Below are 18,058 nucleotides of genomic sequence, written 5' to 3'. Positions count from 1 at the left end.
ACGAATCGCACCTCGCATGTTAGTCAACATGTCACCGAAGGCGTACAGCCAAAATTGATGGATGTCTGACCAAGCACATAACGACGGTGCGTACCCGTGACTATGAGCACTTCTACGCATGAACGCCCCCCTCATGTCAAGTTTTTGAAAATTCGCTAGTGATTTGCCTGAAAACACGTGAAACCCGTTGCTCTGGTCGCACGCACCAACCCAGACCATCCTTCCGGCGTTGTGTTTTTCCGTCAGTACGTACGGGAAGTCTCTTTCATCAAAATAACAATTTGGTGACGACATCGTCATCAGGGCGAAAGCTCGTGGAAACCAGCATCTCGATAGATTCCCCCACAGGTTTCTATCGAGGTTCTGGAGAACATGCGACGTCAAGACGTTCAACTGCTGGCCCTTGCGAGACAAGGCGATTTGGATGCGCTATGCGAGGTTGGGCAACGCTACTTGCAGGGTGTACAAGGGTTTCCACGGTACACCGACTTAGGCCTTAAGTACCTGTCCCATCCAGCGCTTTCCACCTCGGAGCGCTCCGCCAGAATCATTGCGGAAGGCCTTTCGTTGAGCGACCTCGTCCGGCGCGACCTAGTCTCAATACTGTTTGCCGCTGCAAGTGCTGGTTCATCACCCGCTGGCCTCAAGCTGGGGGTATGGCGTGGTTTGACGCAAGAGGATGACGAGCTTGCTCTTGAGCTATGGGAGCGAGCCGAAACCTTGGGGAGTGCGACAGCCTCAAAGGCTCTAAACGCTTACAAGAACTGTGATGAAAACCGTCTCTTATCGGCATTAAAAGCGCTAGTCGAGGAGCCCGACATCGCGACAGAGGGCACCGTTGCGCACGCGCTCTTCGAGGCCAAACGTTCAGTTGATTCTGCACTCGTCATTCGACTGCTCAAGTTCGCTATCGCGCTACCCTTGGAACGAGGCTCTGAGCTGTGCGATGCCGTTTGCGGCTCCCTTGTCTTCCTGCAAAGCAATCAGGTGTCTCTTCCCGAACTTGACAGTGCGACGCTACATGCCATTCTGGAGGACTGTGTCGCCCGGAGGAACGCCGAAGCAGCGTTGCTTTTGGGTCGCGCATTTTGCGGCATAGACACCGCATTTGCGTCCTACGAGAGTCTTGTGCCCAGGCGAAATCTTCGAGGGGGTACCGCGCTACTACTTCGTGCGGCGGACGCGGGTCTAAGTGAGGCCTGGCTGCTTCTATACCGAGTTCACTCCGACGGCCATGGCTCCGTCGCAAATCCTCAGGCAGCGCTTTTCTTTCTTGAGAAAGCTGCAGCCAGTGGCAACGCCAATGCGCAACGCCAGCTTGGTGCCATGATTCTCAAATCAGCTGCTGGAATCGCAGAGCAGGAACTTGGGCTTCACTGGATGTCGCAAGCTGCAGCCCAAGATGACGCCATTGCGAAAAGCCTGCTGCAGTCGTTCGTTCTTCCCGTGCAAGGAACCGACGGCGACGCTATACATGTCATTGAGGAACTGCAGAAAATCGACCCGTGGGTCGCACATCGTTTGCGCGTCTCAAGGCATTTTGGATTGACCAAAGCTGAAGCAACGTGCGTAGACGTTGTGTCCGGCGTAAGGTCTTGGGGTCTGGTTGTTTCAAGCGGAGCTGCAGACCGCAACCAGAGAAATAGGTTCGGCCGAGCCATACCGGCGCTAAAGGGTCAATTTGTCGACTGCTTACGAGAGTCTGCCGAGTTCTTCCGACTCGCAGGTGAGGGCCCAGTGCTGTCCAACGCCGAGCAGCGACAGCGGTCGCAGAAGCTTCGATACCGACTTGACCGCAGCGGGGTGGATGAGTCCATGTTTTTCGCACAAGTTCCTACATCGACCCTCACTTCACTGCGACAGGGATCAAGCTGGGCGCAAGGGGTACGACACACCTTGCGAACCGCGATTGCAAACTGAACGCCCTGTTCTGACAAAAAAGTAATGCTCAGGCAGCGCTTTCGTCACGGCCATCTGAGTAGCTTCGAGGGGTACGCAGGTACTCCGAAGCAATCGTGCTGTTCGGGCATTCAATGAAGGAACACATATGAAAACGAAACTTGCCGTCATGGCTCTTGCTCTTGCCTCCACCTCCGTCTTCGCCGGACACGCTGCAGTCGAAGCCGCCAAGGAAATCATTCCACTCAAGGACGGAGGCAGTCTCTACATCTTCCCTGACGGAAAGATGGGCAAGGAGAGCCGGGTAGGTACCGCCGTGTATTTGAAGAAGGGCGAAGTTCTGGAGGCCGAAAATGGTCGCTCAATCTCCGTCACGAGCAACGAAGTGGCCCGCATGGACTATCTTCTAAGCAAAGACCATAGCAACAACTGAGGCAAGTTCACCTAGTGCGATGGGGACATCACCTTGTCAAATTCGAGCACAAAGGTGTTGGCCCCAGCCAGGGACCTCAGTTTCACATGCCCGTGGTGGGCTCTCATGATGGCTTTGGTGATAGCAAGGCCAAGGCCCAGCCCCCCAGCATCTTTCACGCTCGGCGAAGAGAGTCGTACAAAGCGGTCAAAGAGCGACGCTTGAAAGGCAACGGGAATCTCTTCTCCCTTGTTGGTAATCGCCAGACTTGCCTTACCTTCAGCTGTGTTGATGCTGATATCGATGGTGGACGCGGGGTGCGCATACTTCACTGCATTTGACAACAGATTGCTGATAGCTCGACGAATCATCAGACGGTCACCTTGCACTCGGGCGTAGCCCCTTACTGCAAAGTTCAGCGCCTTTTCGCTTGCCGTAACGTCATAGAAATCAACCAACGATTGAGACTCTACGTCGAGTTCGACCATTTGGACAGATGGCAGAGCGTGCATATTCTCCGTTCGCGCCAGGAAGAGCATGTCCGAGATAGTTCGCGCTTGGTCTTGCAGTTCTTCCGATATCGTCTCAATCGTGCTTCGGTACTCGTCACTGGTTCGTGCTTGAGCTAGCGTGACTTGCGCGACGGTCAGAAGGCTGCTGACCGGCGTTCGCATCTCGTGCGCTAGATTTGCCGAGAACGCGCTCAGGCGGTCAAAGTCGCTTTGGAGGCGATCCAGCAAGCCGTTCAATGAGTTAGCAAGTTCCCGCATCTCCTTTGGCCAGCTCTGTGCCGAGATGCGCTCCGATAGCCTATTGGCGTTTATTCGCTCGGCTCTTGCTTTCATCGTAGTAAGCGGCTGTAGGCCGCCTCGGCTTGCTAGCCAGCCCAGCATCGTGCCCACTATTACTGCGAAGCACACATACCCCAAAGTCTTCATGGACAACACGTCAAGAAAGTCTGTGTGCTGGCGCGTGTCTACTGCGGCAATCACCGAGAGCTTCTTTGAGACGTCCCCGCCAAGACTGACCTCAAAGCGTTTGGCATGAAAGCTGTGAGCTGTTCTTCGCCAGTCTTTGGCCTCCCCGGCACCGGCGAACTCTTCTGCCAGGCCCGCTGGCAATTGCAAGTCTCGATGTTCAAATAGGTCACCATTGTCGCTGAGTACCTTGACGTAGAGCCCGGCATGCCCGGGCATGCTTGTCGCAAGCCACCCCCTCAGCTCATCCTCCGACCGGCTGTTTCGCGCCGCTTCAGCGACGAGCTGAACTTTGCCCTGCAGCAGCAGCTCGTCCAGCTCGTGGAACCGGCTGCTTGTTTCTCTAAAAACTAGCCACGAGAACCCTGCCAGGACTACCGTCAGCACGCAGGCGAACAGAATCGTCAATCGAGCAGTTAACGACATGGTTCTCAAACGCTTTCAGGGCTCGGGTTCGTCGAGCACGTAGCCCATGCCACGGACTGTTCTAAGAAGCTTGGCATCGAACGCGTCATCGATTTTTGACCGGAGCCGCCCCACCGCGACAACAATCACATTGCTCTCGCTGTCGAAGTTGATGTCCCACATCAGCGAAGCTATCAAAGTGCGTGGGAGAACCTCCCCTCGGCGCCGCATGAAGAGCTCGAGTAGTCCGAATTCCTTCGCCGTCAGGTCCAGGCGGCGACCCGCCCTGCTGGCCCTTCTTCGCACGAGGTCTAACTGCAAATCGGCCACTTGGAGCATTGTGGACTCCTGCGACTGAGTACCTCTGCGCAGCACCGTCTTTATGCGTGCGAGAAGCTCGGAGAACGAAAACGGCTTGACAAGGTAGTCATCTGCTCCCAATTCAAGGCCTTTGACGCGGTCTTCAATACTGTCTCTCGCCGTAAGGTACAGCACCGGCAGATGAGGCTTCTTTCTCCGCAGTGAGCGAAGCACCGACCATCCGTCAATTCCAGGCAAATTCACATCCAGTAGCATCAGGTCGTAGTCACCCTCCGTAGCCTCGTGCAAACCGTCAACACCATCCCGCATCAACTCGGTGTAGTACCCTGCTTCTCTCAGGCCTTGCTTGAGGTACTCGCCCGTATGGGCCTCGTCTTCAACGATAAGAATTTTCATACGGAGACCGTCTCTAAGGGCCGGCAGTTTGGCACGTGAAGTTCTTCAATCTGGAATGTGACAAACATGTAATTCGGCTGACAGAGGTCTGTTGCACTTCGGGGCCTAGCAGGGTTTTTTCGACAGGGTGAGTTCAGCCCGAACCCGAAGGGGATGCGCTTTTAGAAAATACAGCGCAGGCTGGCCCCTAGGCCCAGAGCGGCGCGTGCGGAAGGTGGTTATTGGCCACGTGCAAGCCACCTTCACTGCTACCCGTCTCACCGGTGCGTGGACATGAACTGGAGCTCTGGGCTCACGAGCCGGTACTGGCAATCACCAGTCAACGGCGATACATCGGATTCTTGGTCACGTAAACACGATAGTCCTTGCTCGTGAAGCCGGCAGGCGCGAATTGGGCAAGATCCCAGGACCGACCATCGAGACCATTGAAGGTCCAAGAAAATTTCTTGCCGCCCGCGCCTACAAAAGAGACAGTTTCCCCGTACTTCACGTTGGCGAACTTGGTTGCTTCAACGTCCACAATTCTTGAGCCAGCGTCCGCGCTGGCCGATTGGCCTTGAACGGACTGACCATTGCGGAACGTTTCGGCTGCAGACACTGCCCCCAAAGAGCTGGTGAATGCGACTGCGATTGCTGCGATACGGAGTGTTGAAAGTGCTTTCATTTGGAACCTCATATGTGATTGAAACGGACCCTTGAGCTAGGCAGGGTTGCCTGCAAGAACCGACACCAACTTTAAATATCAGACTCTCACAGCATCGCGATCGAAGAATGACAAATCCGTCATGTTGCATTGGAAGAAAGAGAGTTCATCACTTGCGCACGCGAAAAAGCACGCAGACGCGCCATACTGGCTAATCCGCGTACGAAGAGAACCCGAGGTCACCCCGAGAACCGGGGAATCGGCTAAGAAGGCGTGGCGCAGGTCCACCTCGAAACCGGAGGAGTTTTCACCGCCCAGCATGCCTGCAGGGGGGCCGAGGACAGAACTACGGGCTGCCTCGTCGTTGCTGATGCGGCTACCCGCAGCGTCGTGCCGATAAGGAGGCTTTCTCACCTCGAAAGACGCGCGGGTCCTTCAATCGTTCCTACCAATGCCATCGTGTGTATACATGTGCGAAGCCATCTTGCCGCCACGCGTGGACGACAGGGCGGTGCCATCCTTTGCTCAGTCGGTCAACGCTGGGACAACCACGCGTGTCCACCCGGAACATCCGGTTTGGCGCTACTTTTCTGAAAATTCCCAAGATCGAAGACCGAATTGACGCTCTGGTGCTTGGCCTTGATCTCGCGAATCGCCCCTTTTACGTCCTCCCTGTCCGCGCCGTTGGGATCGCTTGACTCCGTAGCGGGTACAGGGTGTTCAATACCTTCCAGAAAGCGAAAAATCTCATGACCAAACACACGCTTGAGCAAGCATCCATGGAGTCCTGCTGCGGCACTGCAGGTTGCCTGCCCGCTTCTGTTGCGCCCGCCCAACCTGTCAATCTCCCCATGTCGGATTGCTGCGCGACCATTGCGAAGGGCGTTGGTTCGGCTGAGTGTTGCGCGCCGCCCGCTCTGGCATGTATTGAGTCGGCAGACAGCGCGCCGGTGGCCCCAAACACCTTCCGCATCTCCACGATGGACTGCACCGTCGAAGAGTCCGAAATCCGCCGGGTGGTTGAGCCCATCCCCGGCATCCGTGGTTTGCACTTTCGGCTGAACCAGAGGACGCTGCGGATCGATGGCGCCGACGGTGCCGTCACCGCCGCCCTGGCCGCCATCCGCAAGGCCGGCTTCAAGCCCGAGACCCTGACGGCGTCGACCGCAGCGAGCACGGACGACCACGATCACGACCACACACATGACCATGCGCCCGGTGCCAGCTACGCGCGCTACGCCGCCGCGCTGGTCTTCGCGACGGTCGCGGAAGTCATCTCCTACTTCGCCCCGGACACCATGGTCTGGACCGTGCTGGGCATGGTGGTCGCTGCCGCCGCGATCGGGCTGGCAGGTCTTGAAACCTACACCAAGGGGTTGAACGCGCTGCGGCACGGCAAGCTCAACATCAATGCCCTCATGTCGGTCGCGGTCACGGGGGCGTTCATCATCGGCCAGTGGCCCGAAGCCGCGATGGTGATGGCGCTGTACGCCATTGCGGAACTCATCGAGGCCCGCGCCGTGGACCGCGCACGCAATGCCATCAAGGGCCTCGTGGACCTGGCACCCGACGACGCGGAAATCCTGCAGCCAGACGGAAGCTGGAACCGCGTCAAGGCCACCGAGGTGGCGCTGAATGCCATCGCGCGGGTCAAGCCTGGCGAGCGCGTCGCGTTCGACGGCGTGGTGACCAAGGGCAACAGCAGCATCAACCAGGCCCCGGTCACGGGCGAGAGCATTCCGGTCGACAAGGAGCCGGGCAGCCAGGTGTTCGCGGGAACGATCAACGAAAACGGCGAGCTTGAATTTCGTGTGACCGCCGCGTCCAGCAATTCCACCCTGGCGCGCATCATCCACGCCGTGGAGGAAGCACAAGGCACCCGCGCGCCGATGCAGCGTTTTGTCGACCGTTTCGCGGCCATCTACACACCAGCCGTCTTCGCGATGGCATTGGCGGTCGCCGTGCTGCCGCCCTTGCTGCTCGACTGGGAATGGCTGAGCGCCATCTACAAGGCGCTGGTGCTGCTGGTGATCGCATGCCCTTGCGCCCTGGTGATCTCGACGCCGGTGACCGTGGTGAGCGGCCTCGCCGCCGCCGCACGCCGCGGCATTCTGATCAAAGGTGGCACTTACCTCGAAGATGCCCGCCTGCTCAAGGCCGTGGCCCTGGACAAGACCGGCACGCTGACCGAGGGCAAGCCGAAACTGGTGGTCTTCAAGGCATGGGGGCAAACCGACGAGGGTCAAGCACAGCGCTGGGCCAAAAGCCTCGCCGCCCGCTCTGACCACCCCGTGTCCAGATCCATTGCGGCGGGCATCGAAGGCGGTGCGGCGGATGTCGAGCGGTTCAAGGCATTGCTGGGTCGTGGCGTTGAAGGCACGGTGGATGGCAAGGCCATGGTTCTGGGCAACCACCGCCTCATCCGCGAACGCAACCAGTCCAACGAACAGCTCGATGCCGAGCTGATGGCCCATGAAGCTGAAGGTCGCACCGTCACCTTGCTGGCGGACGACACCGGTGTGCTCGGCCTGTTCGCCGTGGCCGACACCATCAAGGCCAGCTCGGTGGCGGCGGTGGCGCAGCTCAAGCAATTGGGTGTCACCCCGGTCATGCTGACGGGCGACAACACGGCGACCGCGCAGGCGGTGGCACGCGAGTCGGGCATCGACGATGCGCGCGGCGGGCTGCTGCCGGAAGACAAGCTCTCGGCGATCAAAGAGATGCGCGAGCGCTACGGCCCGACCGCCATGACCGGCGACGGCATCAACGATGCCCCGGCATTGGCCCAGGCCGACATTGGCTTTGCCATGGGGGGGGCCGGCACGGACACGGCGATGGAAGCGGCCGATGTCGTGATCATGAACGACAACCTCGGGCGCATCGCAGAAACGATCCAACTGAGCCGGCGCACACATGCAATCCTGTGGCAGAACATCAGCTTGGCGCTCGCCATCAAGGCAGTCTTTTTCGTGCTGGCAGTGTTTGGCAGCGCAACAATGTGGATGGCGGTGTTCGCCGACATGGGCGCCAGCCTCCTCGTGGTGGGCAATGGCTTGCGCCTGCTGCGCCGCGTCACATCGTGACCCGCCTGATGGCTGCGCTGGCCCTGCACGGTGGTTAGGCGCTGCTTCGGCCGGCAAAGTACGCACTCTGTGAAGCCGCGCTGAAGGAGACCTTCATGGCCACGTTCACTGACCCGCAGGCTGAACGCCGATTCGATGCTGCCACGCATGCTCGCTTGATGCACGAAGCGAAGTCCGCTTGCTCCACCGCGCAGGCCTGGCTGTATCTGGAGGCGGCCCATATCGTGGGACAGCTCCACCTGAGGCCCCATTTGCAGACGCACGCGCATATGCTGGGCCTGTCCTTGCGCACACGCGACTGGCCCGAGGCTGCCGGCCAGATGCTCAGGCTGGCATTGGTGCCTTTGGGTCACCTGAGCGGGCGCTTGCCGTTAGGCAACCCTGGTCGATCCACAGTTAGTGCCTTCGAGCCGCTGCCGGTGCGCCCGGAACTGGCCGATTTGATTGCCCGTGCAAGCGACCACTGAATGCCCACCGCTTAAAATCCGCCGCATGCGCGCTTTCCTGGTCATGCTGATGTTCACACTGTTGCCGCTGCAGTTTTCTGCAGCAATGGCGGCTGAATGCTGCGGCCACGTTGCGGTCGCCCAGGAGTCACCGGTCCAACACCATCAGCCCGCCCACACCTCGGCTGGGTCGGGCATGGAAGAGCTGGCTACCAACGGCCTGGACTTTGATCTTGACTGTGGAACCTGTCATGCGAATTGCGCTGCAGCTCTGACGGCGACTTCCGCGACCAAGGCTGTCCCTGTTGGTATCGAGCGGGCAGAGCACCTCGTTGAACGCTTCTTGCTGCCCTGGATTGAGCGACCCTACCGTCCACGATGGCCCAACCCGAGTGGTTCGGGTTTGAACGCATACGCCTGATGCGCTGACGCGCACGTCTTCCCCGATCCGCTGGCTTCAGTGACCGCCGTTTCACACGGTGGTTGACCCTGGATCGTTTTGGAAGGACTCTCTCATGACCGTTCGCTGGACCCAGCGAAACCCGCGATGGACGTGGCTTGCTGCCGTCGCGGTACTCTTGTTTGTTGATCAAATCAGCAAGTCGTATTTCTCGACCACCCTGGCACTCGGGGAAGCGGTTCGGGTGACCGAGTGGCTCAACTTTGTGCATGTGCTCAACACTGGCGCGGCCTTTTCGTTGCTGGCCGATGCGGGTGGCTGGCAACGCTGGTTCTTCATCGGCGTGTCGGTGCTGGTGGTCGGTGTCGTCTCCGTCGTGTGTCTTGCCCGGCAAGCCGAGCCGCTGGATCGGTGGGTGGGTGCGTTCGTGGTGGGCGGTGGGGGAGGCAACCTCGTGGACCGCGCACAGATCGGTGCCGTAGTGGACTTCCTCGACTTTCACTGGCGCAGCATTCACTGGCCGGCCTTCAACCTGGCCGATGTCTTCATCGTCTGCTCCATGCTGGTCTGGTGCTTCGCGTCCCTGAAATCGCCGCCGCGCCCATCGTCCCGTAAAACACCCGAGGATGTGCCCTCATGAAACATAGTTGGCTCTGGCTTATGGCCGCCTGGGGTGTTGCTTTGGCCGCTACGCTGGGCGCACTTTTCATCGGAGAAGTCATGGGCATGACTCCCTGTTTGCTTTGCTGGTATCAGCGCATCTTCATGTTCCCGCTGGCGCTCGTCCTGGGCATGGCGGCCTTCGCAGAAGACCGTCGTGGAGCTCTCTATGCGCTGCCGCTGGCACTGGGTGGTGCAGCCATGGCCGGCTACCACACCGCCCTGGTAGCCGGTTGGGTGCCGAAATGGTGGGTGCCTTGTGGCACTGGACCTTCGTGCAGCGAACAGAGTCTCGAAATCCTCAATGGCATCCAGATTCCCTGGCTGTCCCTCCTGGCCTTCATCGCCATCGTCATCCTGCTTTTCGTTTACTTGAGAAAGACCCGTTCATGAATGCCAAAAGAATCACCGTCATCGGCCTGGTGGCCATCGTTGCCCTGTTCTTCTACCTGGGCATGAACGCCTACCAGAAGCGTGTGCAGAACGAGCAGGATGTGCAGGTCAAGGCCGAGCAGACCCGTCTGGTGCGCATGCACTCACCGGTTTTCGGCCCACAAGGCGCGCCGGTCACCATCGTCGAGTTTTTTGACCCGGCCTGCGAAACCTGCCGCGCGTTCTATCCCATCGTCAAGAACCTGATGGCCCAGTACCCCAACGACGTGCGACTCGTGATTCGCTACGCGCCGTTCCACCAAGGCTCGGACCGGGTGGTCGAACTCCTGGAGTCGGCCAAGAGCCAGGGCAAGTACCAGACGGTGCTTGAAGCCGTGCTGGCTGCGCAGCCCACCTGGGCCGATCATGGCCAGCCCAACATCGAGACCGCTTTCAAGGTAGCTGAGCAGGCAGGGCTGGACCTCGTCAAAGCGCGCCAGGACATCGAGAAACCCGGCATGCAGTCCTTGCTGCAGCAAGACATCGAAGACCTCACCGCGCTGCAAGTCACCAAGACGCCCACCTTCTTCATCAACGGCCGCAGCTTGCCGAGCTTCGGCCCCGAACAACTGGCCGCGCTGGTGGCCGAAGAAGTGGCCAAGGCGAAGAAATGAAGTACACGACACCCGCACGCCCATTCAACCGGCGCACGGCCCTGACGTTGAGTGCAGCATGGCTCGCCGGAGGCGGTTTCCTGGTCGGTTGTTCGCCCAAGCCCCCCACTTTCAAGAGCACGGACATCACTGGCGCAGCTTTTGCACAAGACCTGAAGCTGACCGACCACACCGGTCAGGCGAGGACCATGGCGGATTTCCGTGGCAAAGCGGTGGTGGTGTTCTTCGGTTTCACACAGTGCCCCGACGTGTGCCCCACCTCCATGACCACCCTCGCCGAGGTCAAGCGCCTCATGGGCGATCAAGGCAAACAACTGCAGGTACTCTTCATCACGGTAGACCCTGAGCGCGACACACTCCCGCTGCTCAAAGAGTACATGGCCAACTTCGATCCGACGTTTCTGGCCTTGCGTCCCGAGCCTGCTGAACTCAAGGCCGTGGCGGACAGTTTCAAGATCTACTATCGCAAGGCCGAAGGCAGCACACCGGCTTCGTACACGATGGACCACTCGGCGGGCAAATATGTGTTCGACACCGAAGGTCGGGTGCGCTTGTTTTCCAGCTATGGCACCGAGCCCGCCGTGATCGCTGAAGACATCCTGACTTTACTGAGTGCAATGAAGGCTTGAAAAAGGCATGACGATCATTGAGTACCAATCTCGAAAATGAACCGCCGCTTCCTTGTTACTCTCTCGGCGCTGGCCGCCTTCGTGGTATTTGCTGCCGGTGTTTTGCTCTATCAGCGACACACCCTGCAAGTTGCAGCATTGGTGGCCTCAGAGCAAGCCGGTGCGATGGTACGGCCGCACTCGCCAGTCATTGGCGCCGCGGATGCGCCGGTCACCATCGTGGAGTTCTTCGATCCTGCATGCGAAGCCTGCAAGGCATTTCATCCCCAGGTAAAACAGATCCTTGTGGCGTTTCCGCGAGAGGCACGTCTGGTGATTCGATACACGCCGTTTCACAGGGAATCTTCTGTGGAATCGGTGAAGATTCTTGAGGCGGCACGTGCGCAGGGGAAGTTCGAACCCATGCTCGAGGCCTTGCTGGACGGCCAGCGTGCGTGGACGGGCCAGGGCGCGCGTGCCATCGATCGTGCATGGGCCATGCGCAGTCTGCAGGCCTTGACGTAGAGCGGGCACGCAAACACATTGCCACGGGCTCCGTGGATGTCTTGCTGGCGCAGGACGTCGCAGACCTGAAGGCGATCGGAGTTCGGGCCGCACCGACTTTCTTCGTCAATGGAAAACCGCTGTCTTCGACCGATCCAGGACGGCTCTACGATCTGGTCAAGAGCGAAGTGGAGCGCGCCCGAAAATCTCCTTGACCGTGTGAGCGTCCATTAGTGGACAAGACGACATCGACCATGATGTCTAGGGGAAGTCGCACAACATGGCCTCGATCAGGGGCAAAGCCTGGAAGTAGTGTTCCCTGGGGGTGCGGTCGGGGTGGGTGACGCCGTTGAAATCAGGGAAAAGAACAGGCCGAAAGGCCGGCAGCGTTTGCAGGATCATGAGGTGCTTCCTGACCATGACTCGGATCTCAGATCTCGTTTTGCAGGGCCGGGTCGAACCGCTTGTTCTCGAAACTGCTGTCGTACAGGTGATAGCCGCGGGGAATAAGCACAACCGCAGTTTCGTTGACGACGTAACGCTGGGCATCGTGTATGTGCCCATGGACCCAGTCCCAGTTCTTGCCCATGAGGTGCTCGAGGTTGGGCGCAAAGGCGGGCGTGAGGTCGTCGTGCTTGTACTTCGGGGGAACAGACATGGGGTTCTGTGCGTGGTGCGTGACCCCGATGGTCTTGGCCGGGTTGACCTAGGCGAGTCCATGTTCAGCCAGACTACTGTTCGCATGGATGCGGGCAGAGTCGATGGGCATGAACTTGCGGGAACCAGAGCTTTGCCGCACCAGCCACGAAGCGCCTTCATCGCCCGTGGGGAGATCCGTGAGGATCTTTCGAAAGTCGTTCCGGCTGAGCTGTGCAGAAACGAGAGAGTGCTCATGCTTGGCCTGGTTCGCATGCGGCCGCAGGCCCATATTTTTCACGAAGCAAAGAACGACGCCACAAGCGCGATGCAGCCATGAACAGCGGCTCAAACGGCTGCAATGCCGCCATGGCTGATCTACGCACCCGAGATGCCCACGGTGTCAACACGAGGAGCCGAGGGAGAACGTGCGGAAAGAGAAGGTCTTGTTTGTGATCTGCTCGTGGATCAGCGATGTGGTCAGCCGCTGATCACAAAGAAGACTCTATGCCTAGATCGCGGCTTGGTTCACCCGCTGCTTCAGTTGCTCCTCACTTTCTTTTCGCTCGCTGTAGCGGTCCACTAGGTATGGCGCCACGTCGCGCGTGAGCAGCGTGAACTTCACCAGTTCTTCCAGCACATCGACCACGCGATCGTGAAACGCCGATGGCCTGAGGCGATCGTGCTCATCGAACTCTTGGAAAGCCTTGGCGATGGACGACTGGTTGGGAATGGTGAGCATGCGCATCCAACGCCCGAGCACGCGCATCTGGTTGACCGCGTTGAACGACTGGGAGCCACCGCTGACCTGCATCACCGCCAGCGTCTTGCCTTGTGTGGGTCGCACTGCGCCCAATGCTAGCGGAATCCAGTCGATCTGCGCCTTCATGATGCCGGTCATGGCGCCGTGGCGTTCGGGCGAGCACCACACCATGCCCTCGGCCCATGCCGCCAGCTCACGCAACTCGGCCACCTTGGGGTGGGTCTCGGGCGCGTCGTCGGGCAGTGGCAGGCCACTGGGGTTGTACACGCGAGGCTCGGCGCCCATAGCCTCCAGCAGTCGGACCGATTCTTCTACCACCAGCCGGCTGAACGAGCGTACGCGCAGCGAGCCATAGAGCAGCAGGATGCGCGGTGCGTGTGTCGAGGGCTGTGCCGGGCGAAGGCGTTGCGGATCTGGCGCCTGAAAATGTTCGGTGGCCAGTTGCGGTAGATCAGCGAGAGGCATGAACGCGTTTTCCAATGTCGTTGTTTGATTTGTTGGTGAGTTTTTCTGCAGGCCTCCAGGCGTTGACCAAGGCCACCAGCGAGAGCATCACTGGCACCTCAACCAGCACGCCGACCACGGTGGCCAGCGCGGCACCGGAGTTCAGCCCGAACAGCGAAATCGCGACCGCCACGGCCAACTCAAAGAAGTTCGACGTGCCGATCAGGCAGGCCGGCCCGGCAATGTCGTGACGCAGCTTGAGCCACTTCGCTCCCCACCAAGTGATGAAGAAGATGCCGTAAGACTGAAGGATCAGCGGCACCGCGATGAGCGCGATCACCAGCGGCTGCGCCACAATGGTCCGCGCCTGAAAACCAAACAGTAGCACCACGGTGGCAATAAGCCCGGCCACTGACCAGGGCTTTAGTCTCGTCACGAAGTCGCCGACGGCGTGATGGGATTTTTTGCCCAGCAGGTGACGCGTGGCCATTCCGGCGAAAAGCGGAAGAACCACATACAGCACCGTGGACAGGACCAGCGTTTCCCATGGCACGGTCACGTCCGTCACGCCCAGCAGAAAGGCCGCTATAGGTGCGTATGCCACTACCATGACGAGGTCGTTCACCGAGACCTGCACCAGGGTGTAGTTGGCGTCGCCCTTGACGAGCTGGCTCCAGACGAACACCATCGCTGTGCATGGTGCCACGCCCAGCAGAATCATGCCGGCCATGTACTCCTTGGCCGATTGCGGATCGACCCACGGCGCGAAGAGGTACTGAAAGAACAGCACGCCCAGCGCTGCCATGGTGAAGGGTTTGATGAGCCAGTTCACCACCAGCGTGAGCATCAGGCCCTGCGGGCGCTGGCCGACGCCTTTCACCGCCGACCAGTCGATCTGGATCATCATCGGGTAGATCATCACCCAGATGAACACAGCGACTACCAGGTTGACGTGCGCGATCTCCAGCGCTGCCACCACCTCGAAGAGGCTTGGTAGCGCCAAGCCCAGGCCCACGCCGGCGGCGATGCCGCATGCCACCCACACCGTCAGATAGCGTTCAAAGAGTCCCATACCTCACCACCTCGAAACGAAAACGCCCAGGGCCCGGAGGGCACCTGGGCGAGGATACAAAAAATCAGGATTTGACTTGGCCGATGATGGTGAGCTCTTTGTGCAGCGCGAGCTTGTCCAGCTTGTCCATGGGGAGAACCATGAAGAGCGAGATGCGGCGGCTCAGCACCATGAAGCTGTCATTGAACGCGCGACGGATGGCTTCCTCGCTGCCCTTGGCCGCCGCTGGGTCTTCCACCCCCCAGTGGGCGGACATCGGTTGACCGGGCCAAACGGGGCACACCTCGCCGGCCGCTTTGTCGCACACAGTCAACACGAAGTCCATCACTGGCGCATTGGGCGTCGCGAACTCACTCCAGTTCTTGCTGCGCAGACCGGTCGTCTTGAAATGGCTGCGCTCCAGGAGTTCGATGGCATTGGGATTGACGGCACCCGCCGGATGACTTCCCGCGCTGTACGCACGGAAGCGGCCTGCGCCGAGCTGGTTCAGGATGGCTTCGGCCATGATGCTGCGCGCGGAGTTGCCGGTGCAGATGAACAAGACGTTGTAGATGGGTTTCAGCATGGGAGTCTTTCCGTGTGGATGTTCAGGGACAGTCGGTACAAACGACCTGATTGACTTCGCAGGGCTGCCCTTCGCAGCAATGCGCGGTGAGAAAACCCAGCAGTCCGTTCATCTGCGGAATGCTGGCGCGGTAGATCAGGTGACGGCCATCTCGCTCGCTGCCGGCCAAGCCGGCATGCACCAGCTCCTTGAGGTGGAACGAGAGCGTGGTGGGCGAACACCCCAGCGCCTCGGCCATCTGGCCCGGCGAGACCCCTTGAGGTCCGGCCACCACCAGCATGCGGAAGATGCGCAAGCGCGTTTCCTGCGCGAGCGCTCCGAGGGCGCGCACGACGTCGGCTTCATCCATGATTCAGTCTTTCGTTCTTTGCAAGGGCATCAACCTGCTTCCTTACGGGGAGCAGTAGCGTGAGCAGCCAGCAGATCACCAGCATCACGGCAGAGCCCGTCAACGCGTACAGCAGGCCCCCCCACTGGTACAGCAATCCGGACATGAGCGTTCCCATAAAACGCCCCAGTGCGTTGGCCGCGTAGTAGAAGCCCACGTCCTCAGCCGCCTTTTCCGAACCGGCGTATGCCAGGATGAGGTACGAGTGCACCGACGAGTTGACGGCAAAGGCAAAACCGAACAGGCCCAAACCGCCCACAACCACCCACTCCAGGTTCGGCACCTGCAGGTAGACCGCGACGGCAATGCCGACCGGCACCAGCGCCAGCAGAGCGGACCACAGGCGTGCGGCGGGCACCTCGGCGCTCAGGCCGTCTGCACTGCGGCGCACCAGTTGCGGCGCGAGCGCCTGCACCAGTCCATAGCCGATCGTCCAGGCCGCGAGAAAGCCGCCCACCATGGTGAAGGTCCAGCCTTGTGAGTACAAGAACACCGGCACGCCCACCACGAACCACACGTCGCGCGCGCCGAACAGCACGACGCGCGCCGCAGCCAGGGCGTTGATGCCCGCGTTCTTCGCGAACAACTCTTTGGCCGACTTGGAAGCCTTGCTCTTGCCCATCATGGCTGGCAACGAACTGATCACACCGATCAAAACCAATGCGAGCAGGCCCGCCATGCACCACAGCGACGCCTGAAAACCGAGAGACTCCAGCAGTAGGCCGCCCAAGAAGAAGCCCACGCCCTTCATCGCGTTCTTGCTGCCCGTGAACCACGCAACCCACTTGAACAGTTGGCTCGAACCCTGCTCTTTGGCTTGCGAGGCCGTGACCTTGATCGCCGACTTGCTCGCGGTCTTGGTCAAATCCTTCGCCACACCGCAAATGCCTTGGGCCAGAACCACCCAGGCCACCGACATGGCGGCGGTCCACGCCGGATCGAGCATCGAGAGCAGCGTGAATCCGATGATCTGCGTGACCAGGCCCACGGTGAGCATGCGCGTGATGCCGTAGCGTGTGGCGAGCCAGCCACCGATCAGGTTGGCCAGCACGCCCGCCGCTTCATACAGCAAGAAAAGGAACGCGAGAGCAAACGGGGAATAGCCGAGCTTGTAGAAGTGCAGCAGCACCAGCATGCGCAGCGCGCCGTCGGTGAGCGTGAAACCCCAGTAGGCGGCGGTGACGATGGCGTAGTTGCGCGCGGCGTGCTGCATGTCAGATGCCCGCTTCGCTCATATGGCAGGCCAGGTCGACCATGCGGCAGGCGTAACCCATCTCGTTGTCGTACCAGGCGTAGACCTTGAGCAGCGTACCGTCGGTCACCATCGTGGAGAGCGCATCCACGATGGAGCTGCGCGTGTCGCGTGCGTAATCGACGCTGACCAGCGGACGCGTCTCGTAGCCGAGGATGCCTGCTAGCGATCCCTTGGCCGCTTTTTCGAACAAGGCGTTCACCTCCTCGGCCGTGGTCTCGCGCTGGAGTTCGAACACGCAGTCGGTGAGCGACGCGTTGAGTGCGGGCACGCGCACCGCGTGGCCGTTGAGCTTGCCCTTGAGCTCGGGGTAGATCAGCGCGATCGCGGTCGCACTGCCGGTGGTCGTGGGCGCCAGGCTCATCAATGCGCTGCGGGCGCGGCGCAGGTCCTTGTGCGGCGCGTCCACCACCAGGTTGGTGTTGGTCGGGTTGTGCAGCGTGGTGATCTGGCCGTGGCGGATACCGATCGCCTCGTGCACCACCTGCACCACAGGCGCCAGGCAGTTGGTCGTGCAAGACGCGGCGGTGACGATGCGGTCGCGCGCAGGCTCGTACTGCGTGTGGTTCACGCCCACGACGATGTTGCGCACGCCACCCACCTTCACCGGCGCGGCCACGATCACGCGCTTGGCGCCGCGGTCCAGGTGGCCCTGAATGGTTTCGGGGGTGAGGAACTTGCCGGTGCACTCCAGCACCAGGTCCACACCCAGATCGCCCCAGGGGATCTCCGCAGCGGCGCCGTGGGCGCTGAACGACATCTGCTGCCCATCGATGCGGATGGTGTGTTCGCCCTCGGCGGCGATGTCGGCCCGCCATTTGCCTTGCACGCTATCGAACGCCAGCAGGTGCGCCGTGGCGGCGGCACCGCCCTTGAGTTCGTTGAGGTGCACCACCTCCAGCCGGTTGCCTGCGCGCGGATCGTCGTCTTGCCGCTCTGCGGCTCCCATGGCAGCGCGCAGCGCCAGTCGCCCGATGCGGCCCATGCCGTTGATGCCTACCTTCATGTGGTTCTCCGTTGCTAAATCAATGCAATTATTCAATAACTATTGAACTATTGCACAAATTTATGACAGCAGCATGACGAGGGCAATCTCCGACCAAGCGTTATTGCCCGTGCACGCGAACTGGTGTGTGCC

24 protein-coding genes are annotated in these 18,058 nt (G+C 60.2%); 12 read left to right on the top strand and 12 right to left on the bottom strand.

Annotated features, from left to right (window positions below; genetic code table 11):
* Window positions 1-372 precede the first annotated feature (372 nt).
* Together AC3WPZ_RS16720 and AC3WPZ_RS16715 are read left to right on the top strand one after the other, a co-directional pair.
* A complete protein-coding gene (locus tag AC3WPZ_RS16720) occupies window positions 373-1,920 on the top strand; it encodes a tetratricopeptide repeat protein (RefSeq protein WP_492440660.1) in 1,548 nt (515 codons plus the stop codon).
* A 127-nt stretch (window positions 1,921-2,047) separates the two neighbouring features.
* Window positions 2,048-2,332: a CopK family periplasmic copper-binding protein gene (locus AC3WPZ_RS16715; RefSeq protein WP_492440658.1), complete on the top strand. Its 285-nt coding sequence runs from the start codon at window positions 2,048-2,050 to the stop codon at window positions 2,330-2,332.
* A gap of 11 nt (window positions 2,333-2,343) precedes the next feature.
* On the opposite strand, the gene AC3WPZ_RS16710 is transcribed toward AC3WPZ_RS16715, so the two are convergent.
* The 4 genes from AC3WPZ_RS16710 to AC3WPZ_RS16695 all read right to left on the bottom strand — a co-directional run bounded on the left by AC3WPZ_RS16710 (window position 2,344) and on the right by AC3WPZ_RS16695 (window position 5,826).
* On the bottom strand, window positions 2,344-3,714 hold the full coding sequence (locus AC3WPZ_RS16710; protein ID WP_492440656.1) for a heavy metal sensor histidine kinase: 1,371 nt from the start codon (window positions 3,712-3,714) through the stop codon (window positions 2,344-2,346).
* A gap of 15 nt (window positions 3,715-3,729) precedes the next feature.
* On the bottom strand, window positions 3,730-4,410 hold the full coding sequence (locus AC3WPZ_RS16705) for a heavy metal response regulator transcription factor (protein WP_492440654.1): 681 nt from the start codon (window positions 4,408-4,410) through the stop codon (window positions 3,730-3,732).
* A gap of 319 nt (window positions 4,411-4,729) precedes the next feature.
* Window positions 4,730-5,074, bottom strand: a complete 345-nt coding sequence (locus AC3WPZ_RS16700) for a CzcE family metal-binding protein (protein ID WP_492440652.1) — start codon at window positions 5,072-5,074, stop codon at window positions 4,730-4,732.
* A 512-nt stretch (window positions 5,075-5,586) separates the two neighbouring features.
* Window positions 5,587-5,826, bottom strand: coding sequence for a hypothetical protein (locus AC3WPZ_RS16695; protein WP_492440650.1), 240 nt, complete (start codon window positions 5,824-5,826; stop codon window positions 5,587-5,589).
* 78 nt (window positions 5,827-5,904) lie between these two features.
* On the opposite strand from AC3WPZ_RS16695, the gene AC3WPZ_RS16690 reads away from it, so the two are divergent.
* From AC3WPZ_RS16690 to AC3WPZ_RS16650, 9 genes are all read left to right on the top strand, one after another.
* Window positions 5,905-8,136 (top strand): heavy metal translocating P-type ATPase, encoded by a 2,232-nt coding sequence (locus AC3WPZ_RS16690; RefSeq protein ID WP_492440682.1) that lies wholly within the window; start codon window positions 5,905-5,907, stop codon window positions 8,134-8,136.
* Window positions 8,137-8,231: 95 nt separating this feature from the next.
* Window positions 8,232-8,603 carry a DUF3703 domain-containing protein gene (locus AC3WPZ_RS16685; RefSeq protein WP_492440648.1) on the top strand — a complete coding sequence of 124 codons (372 nt, stop codon included), beginning with the start codon at window positions 8,232-8,234 and terminating at the stop codon, window positions 8,601-8,603.
* A gap of 25 nt (window positions 8,604-8,628) precedes the next feature.
* Entirely contained in the window at window positions 8,629-9,003 is a 375-nt protein-coding gene (locus tag AC3WPZ_RS16680) for a hypothetical protein (protein WP_492440646.1), read from the top strand.
* A gap of 94 nt (window positions 9,004-9,097) precedes the next feature.
* A complete protein-coding gene (gene lspA, locus AC3WPZ_RS16675; protein ID WP_492440644.1) occupies window positions 9,098-9,622 on the top strand; it encodes a signal peptidase II in 525 nt (174 codons plus the stop codon).
* A complete protein-coding gene (locus tag AC3WPZ_RS16670; RefSeq protein ID WP_492440642.1) occupies window positions 9,619-10,035 on the top strand; it encodes a disulfide bond formation protein B in 417 nt (138 codons plus the stop codon). The genes lspA and AC3WPZ_RS16670 overlap by 4 nt, the downstream gene beginning before the upstream one ends.
* Window positions 10,032-10,688 (top strand): DsbA family protein, encoded by a 657-nt coding sequence (locus AC3WPZ_RS16665; protein WP_492440640.1) that lies wholly within the window; start codon window positions 10,032-10,034, stop codon window positions 10,686-10,688. The genes AC3WPZ_RS16670 and AC3WPZ_RS16665 overlap by 4 nt, the downstream gene beginning before the upstream one ends.
* Window positions 10,685-11,317 (top strand): SCO family protein, encoded by a 633-nt coding sequence (locus tag AC3WPZ_RS16660; RefSeq protein ID WP_492440638.1) that lies wholly within the window; start codon window positions 10,685-10,687, stop codon window positions 11,315-11,317. Before AC3WPZ_RS16665 ends, AC3WPZ_RS16660 begins: the two co-directional genes overlap by 4 nt.
* A gap of 36 nt (window positions 11,318-11,353) precedes the next feature.
* Entirely contained in the window at window positions 11,354-11,821 is a 468-nt protein-coding gene (locus AC3WPZ_RS16655; protein WP_492440636.1) for a DsbA family protein, read from the top strand.
* A gap of 32 nt (window positions 11,822-11,853) precedes the next feature.
* Window positions 11,854-12,015 carry a hypothetical protein gene (locus AC3WPZ_RS16650; RefSeq protein WP_492440634.1) on the top strand — a complete coding sequence of 54 codons (162 nt, stop codon included), beginning with the start codon at window positions 11,854-11,856 and terminating at the stop codon, window positions 12,013-12,015.
* A 46-nt stretch (window positions 12,016-12,061) separates the two neighbouring features.
* On the opposite strand, the gene AC3WPZ_RS16645 is transcribed toward AC3WPZ_RS16650, so the two are convergent.
* Together AC3WPZ_RS16645 and AC3WPZ_RS16640 are read right to left on the bottom strand one after the other, a co-directional pair.
* Window positions 12,062-12,202 carry a hypothetical protein gene (locus tag AC3WPZ_RS16645; protein ID WP_492440632.1) on the bottom strand — a complete coding sequence of 47 codons (141 nt, stop codon included), beginning with the start codon at window positions 12,200-12,202 and terminating at the stop codon, window positions 12,062-12,064.
* 28 nt (window positions 12,203-12,230) lie between these two features.
* Window positions 12,231-12,458, bottom strand: coding sequence for a hypothetical protein (locus tag AC3WPZ_RS16640; protein WP_492440630.1), 228 nt, complete (start codon window positions 12,456-12,458; stop codon window positions 12,231-12,233).
* Between the two features lie 60 nt (window positions 12,459-12,518).
* On the opposite strand from AC3WPZ_RS16640, the gene AC3WPZ_RS16635 reads away from it, so the two are divergent.
* Window positions 12,519-12,776 carry a hypothetical protein gene (locus tag AC3WPZ_RS16635; RefSeq protein WP_492440628.1) on the top strand — a complete coding sequence of 86 codons (258 nt, stop codon included), beginning with the start codon at window positions 12,519-12,521 and terminating at the stop codon, window positions 12,774-12,776.
* A gap of 171 nt (window positions 12,777-12,947) precedes the next feature.
* Here AC3WPZ_RS16635 and arsH read toward each other — a convergent pair whose 3' ends face one another.
* From arsH to AC3WPZ_RS16605, 6 genes are all read right to left on the bottom strand, one after another.
* Window positions 12,948-13,664, bottom strand: a complete 717-nt coding sequence (arsH, locus tag AC3WPZ_RS16630) for an arsenical resistance protein ArsH (RefSeq protein WP_492440626.1) — start codon at window positions 13,662-13,664, stop codon at window positions 12,948-12,950.
* Window positions 13,651-14,715, bottom strand: coding sequence for an ACR3 family arsenite efflux transporter (gene arsB / locus AC3WPZ_RS16625; protein ID WP_492440624.1), 1,065 nt, complete (start codon window positions 14,713-14,715; stop codon window positions 13,651-13,653). The genes arsH and arsB overlap by 14 nt, the downstream gene beginning before the upstream one ends.
* Before the next feature lie 64 nt (window positions 14,716-14,779).
* Entirely contained in the window at window positions 14,780-15,280 is a 501-nt protein-coding gene (locus AC3WPZ_RS16620; protein ID WP_492440622.1) for an arsenate reductase ArsC, read from the bottom strand.
* Window positions 15,281-15,302: 22 nt separating this feature from the next.
* Window positions 15,303-15,629 (bottom strand): ArsR/SmtB family transcription factor, encoded by a 327-nt coding sequence (locus AC3WPZ_RS16615; protein WP_492440620.1) that lies wholly within the window; start codon window positions 15,627-15,629, stop codon window positions 15,303-15,305.
* Window positions 15,622-16,881, bottom strand: coding sequence for an organoarsenical effux MFS transporter ArsJ (gene arsJ, locus AC3WPZ_RS16610; protein WP_492440618.1), 1,260 nt, complete (start codon window positions 16,879-16,881; stop codon window positions 15,622-15,624). The genes AC3WPZ_RS16615 and arsJ overlap by 8 nt, the downstream gene beginning before the upstream one ends.
* 1 nt (window position 16,882) lies before the next feature.
* Window positions 16,883-17,926, bottom strand: a complete 1,044-nt coding sequence (locus AC3WPZ_RS16605) for an ArsJ-associated glyceraldehyde-3-phosphate dehydrogenase (RefSeq protein ID WP_492440616.1) — start codon at window positions 17,924-17,926, stop codon at window positions 16,883-16,885.
* Between the last annotated feature and the right edge of the window lie 132 nt (window positions 17,927-18,058).

Source organism: Hydrogenophaga sp. FW305-3-2-15-A-LB1, assembly GCF_058787875.1.
The sequence above is the reverse complement of the archived record's forward strand: the minus strand, read 5'-3'. Positions and strand labels throughout refer to the sequence as shown.